Genomic DNA, 15531 nt, shown 5'->3' on the forward strand with positions numbered 1-15531 from the left:
CTCGAGGTTCGGGCGCCGCCGGTTTTGCAGGAGGGCGCGCGCGCATCCGCCGTTCGCGGTGTCGAAAGCGACATCGCGGGCGGTAGGCCGGAAAGGGGCTCGAGCGGCGCTGCCCATTGGTGTGTTCCCAGGCGCGCCCCACTCAGCGGAACGCGGATCGGATAATGCGTCGTCGCCGAGGGGCGATGAGCTGACGCTGGCTTCGCGCGGACTGCGGCCTTGCGACGCAAGGCGCGCTCCAGCGCGGCGCGACATTGCAACACTAAGCGACAAAAGGAAAGCGGCGCGGTCGTCGCGGCCGCGACCCGCGCGGGTTAACCGTTTGTCCATGTCGCTTAAGGCTATATGACGGTTCAGATTCAAACTGTTGCGTGTGGGGTTGGATGTTCGCGCGGGTTGGCGAACTGTTTCGGGCGAATGGCGTGCGCGTGCTGGCCGCGGCGGCCGCGGGCGTCTGCTGCCTGGCCATCGTCGCCGCCGCCCAGGCCGCCAACGTCACCGCCGGAATCCTGAAGGTCCGCCTCGGCGGCGACCAGGTCGAGACCCGCATCGTCATCGACATGAACCGCTCGGCCACGGGCAAGATCGCCTCGGACGGCGCGCAGGACCGCCGGCTGGTGCTGAACCTGAACGGCGCCTCCGTGGAGGGGCCGCTGCAGGGCGCGGGCCTTGGCCTCGTGAAGAATTGGGTTGTGGATCAAGGCGCTGCGGGCGCGCGGCTGCGGGTCGATCTCGCCGCCGACGTGGTCGTCAAGCGCCGCTTCCTGCTGCCGCCGGCCGATGGGATCGGCAATTACCGCTATGTGATCGACCTGGCCGCCAAGGTCCCGCCCACCCGGACCATGGTCGCCGCCGGCGCCCGCATGACCTCGGCGGCCCTGCCGGTGGTTCCGGTCACCGCGCCGCCGCTTTCGCTCAAGAAAGTCATCGTCATCGACGCCGGTCACGGCGGCAAGGACCCCGGCGCCAAGGGCGCGACGGGCGCCGAAAAGGACGTGACCCTGGCCGCGGCCCGGGCGCTCAAGACCCGACTCGAGAAGACCGGTCGCTACAAGGTCGTGATGACCCGTGATTCGGACGTCTATGTCGCCCACGACATCCGGGTGAAGATCGCCCGGCGCGCCGACGCCGACCTGTTCATCTCCCTTCACGCGGACTCCGGCACCGATTCGAGCCTGCGCGGCGCCAGCGTCTACACCCTGGCTGATCGCGCCAGCGGTCGCTCGGCCAAGTTCGTCAACAAGGACGACTGGTTCATGCGGGCCGGCTCGCATGGCGACAACGGGGTCTCGACCATCCTGCTGGACCTGACCCAGCGCATGACACGCAACCGCTCGGCCACCTTCGCCGAGGTGCTGCTGTCGCGGATCGACGACCACCAGCAACTGCTGCGCCGCAGCCACCGCGAGGCGGGCCTGGCCGTGTTGCTGGCGCCCGACGTGCCCGCCGTGCTGCTGGAGATGGGTTTCATCACCAATCCGGCCGATGAAGCCACTCTGCGTGACGCCGGCAGCCGCAGCCGCCTGATGGGCGGCGTCGCCGACGCCATCGACGACTACTTCGGCCAACAGACCCGTCTCGCCTCGCGCTGATCGCTGACCTGCGCGCTCAGGGCCGTTGGCGCCCGCCACGATGCGCGCTAGATCAGATTCTAGCGGGGCCCGGCGGCCCGCGGAGGTAAGTTAGTCTTGAAGCCCCCCGAAAGATGGGTCGCGATCGCCGGCGTCGCCGTGCTGAGCGCAATCGCCTTGGCCGGGTTCGCCATCGCCATCTACGCCGCATGGCTGTTCCACGACATGCCCGACGCGGGCGACCTGGTGGACTATCGCCCGCCCACCGCCACGCGCGCCTATGCCTGGGACGGGGTGCTGATCGGGGAGTTCTCCCGCGAGCGGCGCATCTACGTGCCCTATGACGCCATGCCGCCGCAGCTCGCCCAGGCCTTCCTGGCGGCCGAGGACCGCAATTTCTTCCGCCACGCCGGGGTCGACACCTTCGGCCTGATGCGGGCCATGGCCAAGAACGTCCAGAACGCGGCCCAGGGCCGACGCCTGGAGGGCGGCTCGACCATCACCCAGCAGGTCGCCAAGAACGTACTGCTGACCAGCGACGCCACGGTGGGGCGCAAGCTGAAGGAGGCCATCTTGGCCGGGCGGCTGGAGCAGACGCTCAACAAGGAGCAGATTCTCGAGCTCTATCTGAACGAGATCTGGCTGGGTTACCGGTCCTACGGGGTGGGCGCGGCGGCCTACAACTATTTCGGCAAGTCGATCTCGGACCTCACCCTGGCCGAGAGCGCCTATCTGGCGGCCCTGCCCAAGGGGCCGGACAACTACCATCCCCTGCGCCGCAAGCAGCAGGCCATCATCCGGCGCAACTGGATCCTGGACCAGATGGCCGGCCTGGGCTGGGTCAGCCGCCAGGCCGCCGAGGCCGCCAAGCGCGAGGACCTGAAGGTCCAGAACGCCCCCAGCCGGGCCAAGTACCGCGACGGCGACTTCTTCGTCGAGGAGGTTCGCCGCCGGGGTCTGGCGACCCTCGGACCGCGCCTGAACGAGGGCGGCTACTATATGCGCACCACGCTCGATCCGCGGCTGCAGACCGCCGCGCGGGTGGCGCTGATGAACGGGCTCGAGGCCTACGACCGGCGGCATGGCTGGCGGGGGGCCTGGGGCCGGGTCGAGGTGGCCGACGGCTGGGAGGCCATGGCCAAGAAGAAGAAGCCGCCGGCCGAACGCCGCGACTGGCGCGCGGCCCTGGTGATCGAGTCCTCGGGCGCGACGGTTCGGGTCAAGACCGCCGACAGCGGCATGACCGGCGGGATCATCAACCAGGATGTGACCTGGGCTCGGGCGGGCAAGGGGCTCAATGTCGGCGATCTGGTGTTCGTCGAGCCCGCCGAGGGCGGCGGCTTCCACCTGCGCCAGATTCCCATCGTCAACGGCGCGCTTGTGGCCATGGAGCCCAATTCCGGCCGGGTGCTGGCCATGGTGGGCGGCTATTCGTTCTCGCTGTCGAACTTCAACCGCGCCACCCAGGCGATGCGCCAGCCGGGCTCGGCCTTCAAGCCGATCGTCTACGCCGCGGCCCTGGAGAACGGCTACACGCCGTCCAGCGTGGTGATGGACTCCGCGATCACGCTCAAGGGCGCCGCCGGCCAGAACTGGACGCCTGAGAACTACAACAAGAAGTACTACGGCGCGCTCACCCTGCGCCGCGGCCTGGAGCTGTCGCGCAACGCCATGACCGTTCGTCTGGCCCAGGGCGTGGGGATGACCAAGATCAGTGAGCTCGCCAAGCGGATGGGCGTGGTCAAGGACATGGACAAGGTGCTGGCCATGGCGCTGGGGGCTGGGGAGACCACCCCGTTCAAGCTGACGTCGGCCTATGCCTCCTTCGTCAATGGCGGTCGCCGCATCGAGCCGCACCTGATCGAACTGGTCCAGGACCGCAACGGCGAAACCATCTTCCGGGCCGACAAGCGTGACTGCCCCCGCTGCGGCGCGGGATTCAATGGCGACGAGAGCCCCCGCGTGCCGCCCGGCGGCGACCAGGTGATGGACCCGATCACCGCCTATCAGATCACCTCCATGCTGCAAGGCGTCGTCCAACGCGGTACGGCGACCTCGGCCCTGGTCCTGGACCGTCCGGTGGGGGGCAAGACCGGCACCACCAACGAGTACCGCAGCGCCTGGTTCGTGGGCTTCACGCCGCAGGTCGTGGCCGGGATCTTCGTCGGCTTCGACGACAACCGCGGCCTGGGCAACGGGGAGACCGGGACGACGGCGGCGGTGCCGATCTTCATCGAGTTCATGGCCGAAGCGGCCAGGGACCTGCCCAAGACCGAGTTCAAGGCGCCAACCAACGCCAAGTTCGCCATGGTCCGCGGCATCCGTGAGGCTTTCCGCCCCGGCACCGAACCGCAGGTGAGGCTGCCCAGCGCCGCCGCGTCCAGCGCCGGGCCGCAGCCCTACAACCAGGTCTGGCCGGACGGAAAGCTCACCCCCAACGCCACGCCCCCGCCGCCCGTGAAGAAGCCGGACGACATGACGGGTCTGTACTGACCCCTTTCCAGGATCGTCATCCTCGGCCGGAGCGCAGCGGAGTGCCGGGGATCCATACGCACGAGCCCTTCCGGACAATCGTCGGATACGGAGTTCATGGGTGGCCGGGACAAAGCCCGGCCATGACGAGCGAGAGGGGAGGGCCATTGTCTTCGCCCGCGGCGCACGCTATCTGGCGCGACCCCAGAGCACGTCTGGTTCGGAGATTCCCCATGAGAGTGGATGTCGAGGCCGCCAAGGCCGACATCGAGCAGTCGATCGACCTGCTCAGGAGGCGTCTTTGACTGGGAACCGGCCCTCCGCAAACTCGATGAGCTGAACGCCCGCGTCGAGGATCCCACCCTGTGGGACAACGCCGCCTCGGCCCAGGCCACCACCCGCGAACGCTCCAAGCTCGCCGCCCAGATCGAGGCGGTGAAGGCGCTCGACCGCGACCTGGTCGACGCCGTCGGCTATGCTGAGATGGCCGATGAGGAAGGCGACGAGGCCTCCCTCGAGGAAGCCCGGGCCCAGCTGAAAGGCATCAAGGAACGCGCCGCGCGGGCCGAGCTGGAGGCCCTGCTGTCGGGCGAGGCCGATGGCAACGACGCCTTCATGGAGATCAATTCCGGGGCCGGCGGCACGGAGTCCAACGACTGGGCCGGCATGCTGTTGCGCATGTACACCCGCTGGGCCAACGCCCACGGCATGAGCGTCGACTTCCTGGAGGAGACCTCGGGCGAACAGGCCGGCATCAAGTCGGTCACCCTGCAGATCAAGGGCCCCAACGCCTACGGCTGGCTGAAGACCGAGGCCGGGGTGCACCGGCTGGTGCGCATCTCGCCCTTCGACGCCGCCGCCAAGCGCCATACCAGCTTCGCCTCGGTCTGGGTCTATCCGGTGGTCGACGACACCATCGAGATCGAGATCAACCCCTCCGACGTGCGCACCGACACCTACCGAGCCTCCGGGGCCGGCGGCCAGCACATCAACAAGACCGACTCGGCCGTCCGCCTGACCCACATCCCGACCGGGGTGGCCGTGGCCTGCCAGGCCGGGCGATCCCAGCACCAGAACCGCGAGGAAGCCTGGAAGATGCTGCGCGCCCGGCTCTACGAGCTGGAGCTGCAGCGGCGCGAGGCCGAGGCCCAGGCGATCGCCGACCAGAAGACCGACATCGGCTGGGGCCACCAGATCCGCAGCTACGTCCTGCAGCCCTACCAGATGGTTAAGGACCTGCGGACCGACGTGGAAACCTCCGACACCCAGGGGGTGCTGGACGGCGACCTGGACGAATTCATGGGCGCGTCCCTCGCCCAGCGGGTCGGCTCGACGCGGGACGCCACCGCCTAGCCAACAGCGGCGTTTGCAATTCGCGCCCGGCGGGCGTCTTGATTTAGGCGTTCAGCGAGGAGCGGGTTGCGATGCAAAAGGTCCGCTGCGAATGGGGGCTGCACGGTGTCGAGGCGCTGCGCGAGCGGAGCGCCGTGCTGGTGATCGTCGACGTGCTGTCCTTCTCAACCGCCGTCGACGTGGCGGTTCACCGGCATGCCAAGATCTATCCGTTCCCATACGGCGACGAGGACGCCGCGAGGGACGAGGCCGTGCGGGTCGGCGCGCGCCTCGCGGCCAGCCGAAGGGCAGGGGGGCAGCTCAGCCTGTCGCCGGCCAGCCTGCTGAAGCTCAATCCCGGCGAACGCCTGGTGCTGCCGTCGCCTAACGGTTCGCGGCTGTCCCTGGCCGGGGGCCACGCCACGGTTCTGGCGGGCTGCCTGCGCAACGCCTCGGCCGTGGCGGCCAAGGCCCGCGCCCTGGCGGACGGCCACGACATCGCGGTCATCCCAGCCGGCGAACGTTGGCCGGACGGTTCCCTGCGACCGGCCGTGGAGGACCTGATCGGCGCCGGGGCGGTGATCGAGGCCCTGGGGCTGGCCATGTCGGCGGAGGCCCAGGTGGCCTGCGAGGCGTTCCGCTGCGCCAGGCCGCATCTGCGGGCGCTCATCGGCGACTGCATGTCGGGCCGGGAGCTGAGCGACCGCGGCCACGAACTGGATGTGGAGATCGCCCTGGAGCTGGACGTGAGCCACTGTGCGCCAGTGCTGAAAAACGGCGCCTATGAAGACGCGGCCTAGCCCCGAGGAGGTCAGATGAGCCAGCTCTTTCGGCTCTCCGGCGCGGTCCAGCGGGACCCCGAGATCGAGGCCTGGTTCTCCGGCGGGGTGCGGATCGACCGAGAGATCGAGGCCTGGCCGCCGGATCTGGAAGATGAGCTGCGCCGGGCCGCGCGGACTTGGTTCGAACAGATGCGGAGCTGCGGCGCCGACGTCCGCGAGCTCATGCACGATGGCTGCCCCGTCGCCTGCGTGGAGGACGCGCCGTTTGGATACGTCAACGCATTCAAGGCCCACGTGAACGTCGGCTTCTTCTGCGGCGCGATGCTCGACGACCCGGAGGGCCTTCTGGAAGGCGCCGGCAAGCGGATGCGGCACGTGAAGCTCCGCGGTCCGCAGCAGGTGAACGCCGACGCCCTGCGGGACCTCATAGTCGCGGCCTACGAGGACATCCGGATACGACTCAGGTCCGAACCCTGAGGGGGCGGTCTCAGCCCACCTGGGCGCTGGGTTCGCGAACCTCGGTCTCGGAGACCAGGGTGGGGGCGGAGATGGCCGGCGGGGCGGCGGGGCGCTGGAACTTCAGGCTGCGGCCCTGGAAGAAGGCGCCCGATTCCATGGCCAGCTGTTCGTGGGTGATGTCGCCGTCCACATAGGCCGTGCCGTGCAGGCGGACCTGTTTGGCGCTGATCTGGCCGATGACCCGGCCGCGGGTCTCGACGACCTCGGCGAAGATCGCGCCCTCCACATGGCCGGTCTCGCCGATGGTGACCTTGTCCACGCGGACCTCGCCGCGCACCACGCCGTCGATCTGCAGCTCGCCCTCGCCGATGACGCTGCCTTCGATGGTGATGTTGTCGGAGATCAGCGAAGGGGCCCGCGGAGCCTTGCGGCCCGCCTCGGGAGGCGCCGCCATGTCCGGAACCTGCTTGTCGGAGGTGCTTTTAATCGCCTTGGAGAACATAGTCGCCCGCCTTCACGTAACGGCCGGGGTTCTGCGCCCGTCCGTTGACCCAAACCTCATAATGCAGGTGCGGGCCGGTGGAGCGGCCCGTGGAGCCCATGGCCCCGATCCGCTGGCCGACGGCGACGCGCTGGCCCGGACGGACCCCGATGGCCTGGAGGTGAGCATAGCGGGTCTTGAAGCCGCGGCCGTGGTCGATCTCGATGGTGTTGCCGTAGCCTGAACGAACGCCGGTGAAAGACACCACGCCCGGCGCCGTCGACTGGATCGGGAAGTTGTAGCCGCCGGTGAAGTCCAGGCCCGAATGGAAGGCTGGGCGCCGCGTGAAGGGGTCGAAGCGGACGCCGAAGCCGCTGCTGGTGCCTGTGGAGACCGGGCGGGCGAAGGGTAGGTTCTGCGCCGCCTCGGCCAGGGCGCCGGCCTCGGAAAGGTTGGTCGCCGCGTGCTGTATGCGCTGGGCGAAGCCCTCGTCCACGTCCAGGACGGCGGCCAGGGCTCGGGGATCCTTGGCCTCGATTAGCGGTCCGCCGAGCGAGCCACCCTTGGGCACATAGGACGACGGCGTCAGGCCGGCCAGGCGGAAGGCCAGGCGCAGACGGTCGGCGCGGGTCTTGGCGAAGGTGTCGGCCGCGTCGATCAGCCGTTCCTGGCCCGCACGCACCAGCTCGATGCGGCGCATGGGGCTGACGGTGGCCGGGATGTTGCTGGCCTTGCGGATGGTGGGGGCCAGGGCCGTGGCGACGCCCGGGGCGTCCTTGATGTCGCTGAGCAGCATGGCGAGCGCCGCGTGGCGCTTCTCGACCGTGATGGCCAACTGGTCCACGCCGCCCTCGGCGGCGGTCAGCTGGGCCACTGCGCTGTTCAAGCGGGCTTCGCGGTCGGCAACCAGTCGCTCGGATTTGGCCTGCATGCGGGCCAGTTGCTGGTCGTGGCCGGACATCGCCATGGCGTTGACCAGCATGGCCGCGGTGCAGACGCCCATCCACAGCGCGCCAGCCGCCACCGCGCCGGCGCCGGCCAGCTGCTTGCCGGTGGTCAGTACGAACGCCCGCATTTCCCCGCCGGAGCGGACATAGAGATGTCTTTCGGGAAATAGCTCATCAAGCGATCGGCGAAGGCGCGCAAAGCGTGTCATTTCCACCGCGTCGGCTACGGAACTTTTTGGTCCCGCGGATATGCAGTGAGAATTGGAAAGCGCGCAAGACCCTTCGCGCCGCGAGGGCAAGGGGCCTGAGTCTGGGGATTGTTAACGGCGTTGGTTAACGGGAGCTGAACAGCCAAGCTAGGGTCGTTCGCGCCGCCTTGCCCGCTAAGGCCCAGATCGCCGGCGGTCGCGACATATCTACAACAATTGGAGGTGGTGGCCGGGGCTTTTCCCGGCCACGCCCAAGTGCGGCGATGCGGCCGTCGGCCGCACCGCAACACGCTTAAGCTTTAAGGGATTTCACGGCTTCGAGGACCGACTCGGCGTGGCCGTCGACTCGGACCTTGCGCCAGATTCGCACCAGCTTGCCGTCGGCCCCGATCAGGAAGGTCGAGCGGTCTATGCCCATGTACTGGCGGCCATAGAGGCTCTTCTCGATCCAGGACCCATAGGCCTCGATCATGGTTCCTTCCGGGTCGGAACCGAGGGGCACGGCGAGGTCGTACTTGGCTGTAAATTTCGCGTGACGAGCCAGGCTGTCCTTCGAAACGCCCAGAACCGAGGCTCCGGCTTTCGCGAATTCGCCCGCCAAGGCGCTGAACTGCTGCGACTCCTTCGTGCAGCCGGGGGTGTCGTCCTTCGGATAGAAATAGACCACCAGCGGCTTGCCCTTGAAGCTGGCGAGCGTGACGGGGCCATCGGCCCCGGCCAGTTCGAAGTCGGGCGCTAGGGCGCCTTCGGTCAGTTCGGACATCGCGTCTCTCCAGGCCTAGACGGGCTTCACCAGGACGATCTTCTTCTTGCCAGCCGCCAGCTTGACCACGCCGTCGACCAGGTCGGCCGTGGTGATCGTGCGGTTGGCGTCGGCTTCGGCCTTGTCATTGACCCGCAGGCCGCCGCCCTGGGCCAGGCGGCGCGCCTCGCCGCGCGAGGCCGCCAGGCCGGCGTCGGCGGCCAGGGCCGCGAGCACGATGCCGGCCTCGAGATCGGCGGCTGGGACCTCGTGGGTCGGCATGTCCTGCGACACACTGCCGACCTCGAAGGCCACCCGCGCGGCCTCGGCCGCCGCCTGGGCCGCGTCGGCGCTGTGCAGCAGGGTGGTGGCCGCATTGGCCAGCACCTTCTTGGCCTCGTTGATCTCCGCGCCCTGCATGGCCTCGTACCGCGCGATCTCCTCGATCGGCAGATCGGTGAACAGCTTCATGAAGCGGCCCACATCGGCGTCCTCGGTGTTGCGCCAGAACTGCCAGTAGTCGTAGGGACTGCGCATGTCGGCGTTGAGCCAGACGGCCCCACCCACGGTCTTGCCCATCTTCTGGCCGGAGGCGGTGGAGAGCAGGGGCGTGGTCAGGCCGAAGGACGGCTTCTGGTCCACGCGGCGGATCAGCTCCACCCCATTGACGATATTGCCCCACTGGTCGGAGCCGCCCATCTGCAGCAGGCAGCCGTGCTTCCGTTCCAGCTCCAGGAAGTCCACCGACTGCATCAGCATGTAGTTGAATTCGAGGAAGGTCATCGGCTGTTCGCGATCCAGCCGCGCCTTGACGCTGTCGAAGGCCAGCATCCGGTTGATCGTGAAGTGGACGCCGTAGTCGCGCAGGAACTCGACGTAGCCGAACTTCGACAGCCACGTGTCGTTGTCGACCATGACCGCGTCGGTCGGTCCGTCGCCGAAGGTCAGGAAACGCTCGAACGTCCCCTTGATGGTGGCGATGTTGCCCTGGATCTGGTCGTGGGTCAGCAACGGCCGTTGACCGTCCTTGTCGGTCGGGTCGCCCACCTTGGTGGTGCCCCCGCCCATGAGCACGATGGGCTTGTGGCCGGCCTGCTGCAGGCGGCGCAGCATCATGATCTGGATCAGGTGGCCGACATGCAGGCTGGACGCCGTGGCGTCGAAGCCGATGTAGGCGGTGATCGCTCCCTTGGCCGCGGCCTCATCCAGCTCCGTCGGATGGGTGATCTGGTGGATGTAGCCACGTTCCTGCATGACGCGCAGGAATTGGGACTTGAAGGGTTGGTCGGCGGACATGGGCGATGACTCTGGCGAAGACGCAGGGCGCTCTAACACGCGGTCTGCAAGCATTTCGAGGGACATCTGACAGGCTCCTGGTCGGCGGATGGCCGGAGACCGTCTTTTCCCTTGGGTGAGATGGGCGCCGACCTGGTGAGGTAGGCGCAAGGGATCGAACCGCGCCTGCTTTAGGGCAGGCGGTAATAGCTGGCCAGGTTGGCGGAGCGGCGTTCGATCATGGCGGCTAGCTACCGGCGCGAGGGCGTGGCAGTCAAGCTCTCCATGCGAGTCCTCGGCTTCATGACCGGAACGTCGCTGGACGCCTGCGACATGGCGATCCTGGAGACGGATGGCGAGACGATCGCCGCGTTCGGCCCCGCGGGCGAACGTAAGCTGACCGACGCCGTGCGCGACCTCATCCTGGACGCCACCCGCCAGGCCCTGCAGTGGCCGCGCGGGGCGCCCGAGCCGGAAATCTTCCAGGAAACCGCCGCCGCCGTGGCCCGCGAGCACTTGGAGGCCGCCGAAGGGTTCCTGGCCGAACACGGCCTGGCCTGGTCCGACATCGACCTGATCGGCATGCACGGCCAGACGGTGCTGCATGAACGTCCCCAGGGCGACCGCATCGGCCGCACGGTCCAGCTCGGCGACGCCCAGTGGTTGGCCGACGCGACGGGTGTGCCGGTGGCCTACGACTTCCGCAGCGCTGACGTGGCCGCGGGGGGCGACGGCGCGCCGCTGACGCCGATCTACCACCTGGCGCGGGCCCGAACCGCGGGGCTGAAGCCGCCGCTCGCCATCCTCAATGTGGGCGGGGTGGCCAATGTCACCTTCTGGTCGGAGACCGGCGACATCGCCGCCTTCGACACGGGCCCCGGCAACGGCATGCTCGACCTGTTGGTCCAGGGCCGCGGCGCGGGCCGTTACGACGCCGGCGGCAAGTACGCCAGCGTCGGCCAGGTGCACGAGACCGTGCTGCGTGGCCTGCTGGACCATCCCTATTTCAAGGCGCCGCCGCCCAAGTCGCTGGACCGTTACGACTTCCCGTTGGCGCCGCTGGAGAAGCTCCAGCTCGAGGACGCCGCCGCCACCCTGACGGCCTTCACCGCCGAAGCGGTGAAGTTGGGCTTCGAATTGATGGGCGGCGTGCCGACGGAGCTCGTCGTGTGCGGCGGCGGGCGGCACAATCCGCAGCTCATGAAGGCCTTCGCCGAACGGCTGTCGGTTCCGGTGACCACCGCCGAGGACCATGGCTGGCGCGGCGATTCCATCGAGGCCGAGGCCTTCGCCTACCTGGCGGCGCGAACCCTGCGCGGCCTGGCGATCTCATATCCAAAGACCACGGGCGTCACCGCGCCCATGACCGGCGGGCGCGTCGCCCGACCAGCGGCATGAATCGGGGAGTCTATCGATGTCCAAGGGCTATTGGCTGGCCGGTGCGGCCGCGGCGTTCGCGCTGACCACGGGGGCGCAGGCGCAGGACAAGCCCGCGCCCCAGCCCTATGACGCGGCGGTGTTCGCCGCGGCCAAGGCGCTGCAGCCCAAGGTGATCGCCTGGCGGCGCGACTTCCATGAGCATCCCGAGCTGGGCAACAGCGAGGTGCGGACCGCCAAGATCGTCGCCGACCATCTGCGCAAGCTGGGCTTCGAGGTGCGCACCGGGGTCGGCAAGACCGGCGTGGTCGGCGTCCTGAAGGGCGGCAAGCCCGGCAAGGTCGTGGCCCTGCGCGCCGACATGGACGCCCTGCCGGTGGCCGAGCAGACCGGACTCCCGTTCGCCTCCAAGGTCACGGCCCAGTACAATGGCCAGACCGTGCCGGTGATGCACGCCTGCGGCCATGACAGCCATGTGGCCATCCTGATGGGCGCCGCCGAGGTCCTGGCGGGCATGAAGGACCAGATCGAGGGCACGGTGGTCTTCATCTTCCAACCAGCCGAGGAGGGCCCGCCGGCGGGCGAGGAGGGTGGGGCGACCCTGATGGTCAAGGAAGGGGTGCTGAAAGCCCCCAAGGTGGACGCGATCTTCGGCCTGCACGCCTTTCCGGGCCCGGTGGGGACCATGGTTTGGCGTCCGGGCCCGATGATGGCGGCGTCGGACCGTTTCGAGATCCAGTTGAAGGGCCGCCAGGCGCACGGCTCCATGCCTTGGCAGGGGATCGACATGTCGTCCCTGACGGCGGACATCGTCACCGCCTTCAACCAGATCGCCTCGCGCCAGATCAACGTCTCCAAGACGCCCACGGTGCTGACCGTGGCCACCCTGCATGGCGGCCTGCGCTACAACATCATCCCCGAGGACATGGCCATGACAGGCACCCTGCGGACCTTCGATCCGGGAATGCGCACCGACGTGATCGCCCGGGCCGAGAAGGCCGTGAGTTCGATCTCGGAACGCTACGGCGCCACGGCGAAGTTCGTCTGGGGCACGCCCAATCCGGTGACCGACAACAACCGCGCCCTGACGGCGCGGATGAAGCCGACCCTGACGCGGGCGACCGGGGGCAAGGTCGTGGACGATATCGACTACATCATGGGCGCCGAGGACTTCTCCTACTTCCAGAAGGAGGTCCCGGGCTTCTTTTATCATCTGGGCGTCGGCTTCCCGAAGGGCGGCAACCACTCGCCGTTCTTCGACGTCGACGAGGCGGCCATGGAGACCGGCGTGCGGGCTCAGGCCCTGATGGCCCTGGATTTCCTGAAGGGGAGCTAGAACGCTCTGTCCCTCCTCCTTGTGGGGAGGGACAGCGGCGCAGCCGCCAGGGTGGGGAAGTCCGGCAATCTGCGCGGAGGTTTCAGAAAGCCCCACCCTCGATCCCTTCGGGATCTGCTCTCCCCACAAGGAGGAGGGATAAGGGCGCCCTAGATCGGATCCGCGGCGATGCGCTTGTCGAGATAGGCCCCGACGCGCTGTTCGACGTCCGGCAGGTTCTCGGCCCAGAAGTGGGTGGCGCCGTCGATGACCTCGTGGTCGATGACGATGCCCTTCTGGGTGCGCAGCTTGGAGACCACGCGCTCGACCTCGACCGGCGGCACGACGGTGTCGGCGCCGCCGTGCAGGATCAGGCCGGAGGCCGGGCAGGGCGCCAGGAAGCTGAAGTCGTACATGTTGGTCGGCGGCGAGACCGAGATGAAGCCGTCGGTCTCGGGGCGGCGCATCAGCAGCTGCATGCCCACCCAGGCGCCGAACGAATAGCCGGCCACCCAGCACTGCGACGCTGCCGGATTGGTCGATTGCAGCCAGTCCAGCGCCGTGGCGGCGTCCGCCAGCTCGCCGATGCCGCTATCGAACTCGCCCTGGCTGCGGCCCACGCCGCGGAAGTTGAACCGCAGGGTCGAGAAACCGCGCTTCATGAACAGGTGAAACAGCTGCACGGCCACCGGATGGTTCATCTGGCCGCCGGCCTTGGGGTGCGGATGCAGGATCAGCGCAATGGGAGCCGTCGGGGTCTTGCCCGCCGAATACCGGCCCTCGATCCGCCCGGCCGCACCGGTCAGAACCACCTCTGGCATGCTCGTCCTCTCGTCATGCGCGCCGCCTAATACTTGACTAACGCGCTGGGTCTTCCTAAGTCGCGACCGTCGGCCCGTACCGGCGACAAGTCCCGCTGCAAGGCGGGGCCTGTAACATAGGGGCCGCGCGAAATGCTCGAAAAATCGTGCGGGCCAGCAGGAGCGACATGCGCCTCTCGACCAAGGGACGATATGCGGTGATGGCCATGGCCGACCTGGCGCGACGCCAGGGCGCGCTGGGCGAGGGCGACCGCGCCGTGGCCCTGTCCGAAATCGCCGCCCGCCAGCAGATCTCGCTCTCCTATCTGGAACAGCTCTTCGCCCGCCTGCGCCGCCGCGGCTTGGTGCGCAGCCTGCGCGGTCCCGGGGGCGGCTATCGCCTGGCGCGCACGGCCGAGGACACCAATATCGCCGACATCGTCCTGGCCGTGGACGAACCCCTGCGCGCCACCCGCTGCAACGCCGAGGGCAAGGGCTGCATGCTGAAGGGCGAGCGCTGCCTGACCCACGACCTCTGGGAAGAAATGGGCCGCCAGCTCGAGACCTACCTGGCCTCGGTCTCCCTGGCCGACGTCGTTACGGGACGGCTGGGCGCCTCCCAGCCGGAGGCGGCATGACTAGGGTCTATCTCGACTACAACGCCACCGCTCCCCTGCGCCCCGAAGCCCTGGAGGCCGTGACCCGCGCCTACGCCCTGGGCGGCAACCCGTCCTCGATCCATGCGGCGGGCCGTGCGGCCCGCGCCCTGGTGGAGCAGGCTCGAACCGAGATCGCCGCCCTGATCGGCGGGCCGGCCTCAACCGTGGTCTTCACCTCCGGCGGCACCGAGGCCAATGCGCTGGCCGTCGACAGCGCCGTGGCCACGGGTTCGAAGCGCCTGATCGTCAGCGCTATCGAGCACGACAGCGTGCTGGAGACCGCCAAGGCCAGCGGCGCGTCGGTCGAGATCCTACCGGTCAACGCCGAGGGCCTGGCCGACCTGGCCTGGCTGGCCGAGCGGCTGTCGCGCTGGGACGCCGCCGACGGCCGGCCCTTCGTGGCCCTGATGCTGGCCAATAACGAGACCGGGGTGATCCAGCCGGTCCGCGAGGCCTCCGAGATCGTCCGCGCCGCCGAGGGCTGGCTGCATGTCGACGCCATCCAGGCGGCCGGCAAGATCCCCACCGACAGCCGCGCCCTGGGCGCCGACACCCTCTCGACCTCGGCGCACAAGCTGGGTGGGCCGCAGGGCGTGGGCGCACTGACCTTCGGCCCCCGCGCCACCCTGGTGCGCCGCCAGCATGGCGGAGGGCAGGAGCGGGGACGCCGGGCCGGCACTGAGAACGTCCCGGGCATCGCGGGCTTCGGCGCCGCAGCCATGGCCGCCCTGCGCGACTTGAACGATCAGGCCCCGATGCGCGACGCCGCGGCTGAACGGCTGAAGGCTTTAGGCGCGGTGGTGATCGCCGAGACCTCGCCGCGCCTGCCCAACACCCTGTGCGTGGCTACGCCCGGCCATACCTCGGACCTGCAGGTGATGAAGCTTGACTTGGCTGGCTTCATGGTCAGCGCCGGCTCGGCCTGTTCGTCGGGCAAGGTGAAGGCCAGCCACGTGCTGTCGGCCATGGGCCTGGGCGAGCTGGCCGATTGCGCCATCCGCGTCTCGGGCGGCTGGGGCACGACTGAGAACGATTGGGCGGCCTTCGTGGACGCCTGGAGTGAAATCCGTCACGCCGCGCGCCGCGCGCCGGCGGCGTGAGGAGGTAAGC

14 protein-coding genes are annotated in these 15531 nt (G+C 68.8%); 9 read left to right on the top strand and 5 right to left on the bottom strand.

The genetic code is table 11. From position 1 onward, the window contains the following. Positions 1-422: 422 nt before the first annotated feature. The 5 genes from Q8Q77_RS17650 (at position 423) to Q8Q77_RS17670 (ending at position 6634) form a co-directional block, all read left to right on the top strand. Complete coding sequence (locus Q8Q77_RS17650; protein WP_371130474.1) at positions 423-1592, top strand: N-acetylmuramoyl-L-alanine amidase; 1170 nt, start codon at positions 423-425, stop codon at positions 1590-1592. Between the two features lie 96 nt (positions 1593-1688). Further along, positions 1689-4064 carry a penicillin-binding protein 1A gene (locus tag Q8Q77_RS17655; RefSeq protein ID WP_305585060.1) on the top strand — a complete coding sequence of 792 codons (2376 nt, stop codon included), beginning with the start codon at positions 1689-1691 and terminating at the stop codon, positions 4062-4064. A gap of 212 nt (positions 4065-4276) precedes the next feature. Further along, positions 4277-5396 (top strand): peptide chain release factor 2 gene (prfB, locus tag Q8Q77_RS17660; RefSeq protein WP_305585061.1). Its coding sequence is split into 2 segments (ribosomal slippage): positions 4277-4345 and positions 4347-5396, totalling 1119 coding nucleotides; the frame shifts between segments, so codons are not numbered across the junction. 71 nt (positions 5397-5467) lie between these two features. Next, complete coding sequence (locus Q8Q77_RS17665) at positions 5468-6175, top strand: 2-phosphosulfolactate phosphatase (protein ID WP_305585063.1); 708 nt, start codon at positions 5468-5470, stop codon at positions 6173-6175. A 15-nt stretch (positions 6176-6190) separates the two neighbouring features. Next, complete coding sequence (locus Q8Q77_RS17670; protein WP_305585064.1) at positions 6191-6634, top strand: DUF1801 domain-containing protein; 444 nt, start codon at positions 6191-6193, stop codon at positions 6632-6634. Between the two features lie 10 nt (positions 6635-6644). Here Q8Q77_RS17670 and Q8Q77_RS17675 read toward each other — a convergent pair whose 3' ends face one another. From Q8Q77_RS17675 to tyrS, 4 genes are all read right to left on the bottom strand, one after another. Then, on the bottom strand, positions 6645-7070 hold the full coding sequence (locus Q8Q77_RS17675) for a polymer-forming cytoskeletal protein (RefSeq protein ID WP_305585065.1): 426 nt from the start codon (positions 7068-7070) through the stop codon (positions 6645-6647). A 28-nt stretch (positions 7071-7098) separates the two neighbouring features. Beyond that, positions 7099-8259 (bottom strand): M23 family metallopeptidase, encoded by a 1161-nt coding sequence (locus Q8Q77_RS17680; RefSeq protein WP_305585066.1) that lies wholly within the window; start codon positions 8257-8259, stop codon positions 7099-7101. A gap of 286 nt (positions 8260-8545) precedes the next feature. Then, positions 8546-9016 (bottom strand): peroxiredoxin, encoded by a 471-nt coding sequence (locus tag Q8Q77_RS17685; protein WP_305585067.1) that lies wholly within the window; start codon positions 9014-9016, stop codon positions 8546-8548. A gap of 15 nt (positions 9017-9031) precedes the next feature. Further along, positions 9032-10345 carry a tyrosine--tRNA ligase gene (gene tyrS / locus Q8Q77_RS17690; protein ID WP_305585103.1) on the bottom strand — a complete coding sequence of 438 codons (1314 nt, stop codon included), beginning with the start codon at positions 10343-10345 and terminating at the stop codon, positions 9032-9034. Positions 10346-10510: 165 nt separating this feature from the next. Between tyrS and Q8Q77_RS17695 the strand changes: the two genes are divergently transcribed. Together Q8Q77_RS17695 and Q8Q77_RS17700 are read left to right on the top strand one after the other, a co-directional pair. Beyond that, positions 10511-11668, top strand: a complete 1158-nt coding sequence (locus tag Q8Q77_RS17695) for an anhydro-N-acetylmuramic acid kinase (protein ID WP_305585068.1) — start codon at positions 10511-10513, stop codon at positions 11666-11668. 16 nt (positions 11669-11684) lie between these two features. Further along, the gene (locus Q8Q77_RS17700) at positions 11685-12983 is read left to right on the top strand and encodes an amidohydrolase (RefSeq protein ID WP_305585070.1); all 1299 of its coding nucleotides are present in this window, start codon (positions 11685-11687) and stop codon (positions 12981-12983) included. A gap of 149 nt (positions 12984-13132) precedes the next feature. On the opposite strand, the gene Q8Q77_RS17705 is transcribed toward Q8Q77_RS17700, so the two are convergent. Further along, complete coding sequence (locus Q8Q77_RS17705; RefSeq protein ID WP_305585071.1) at positions 13133-13783, bottom strand: alpha/beta hydrolase; 651 nt, start codon at positions 13781-13783, stop codon at positions 13133-13135. A gap of 167 nt (positions 13784-13950) precedes the next feature. On the opposite strand from Q8Q77_RS17705, the gene Q8Q77_RS17710 reads away from it, so the two are divergent. Next, a complete protein-coding gene (locus tag Q8Q77_RS17710; protein ID WP_305585073.1) occupies positions 13951-14400 on the top strand; it encodes an Rrf2 family transcriptional regulator in 450 nt (149 codons plus the stop codon). Beyond that, positions 14397-15521 carry a cysteine desulfurase family protein gene (locus Q8Q77_RS17715; protein ID WP_305585075.1) on the top strand — a complete coding sequence of 375 codons (1125 nt, stop codon included), beginning with the start codon at positions 14397-14399 and terminating at the stop codon, positions 15519-15521. Before Q8Q77_RS17710 ends, Q8Q77_RS17715 begins: the two co-directional genes overlap by 4 nt. Positions 15522-15531: the final 10 nt, after the last annotated feature.

Origin of the sequence: Phenylobacterium sp. (genome assembly GCF_030698145.1) — a bacterium.
In the GTDB taxonomy this organism is placed as follows: domain Bacteria; phylum Pseudomonadota; class Alphaproteobacteria; order Caulobacterales; family Caulobacteraceae; genus Phenylobacterium.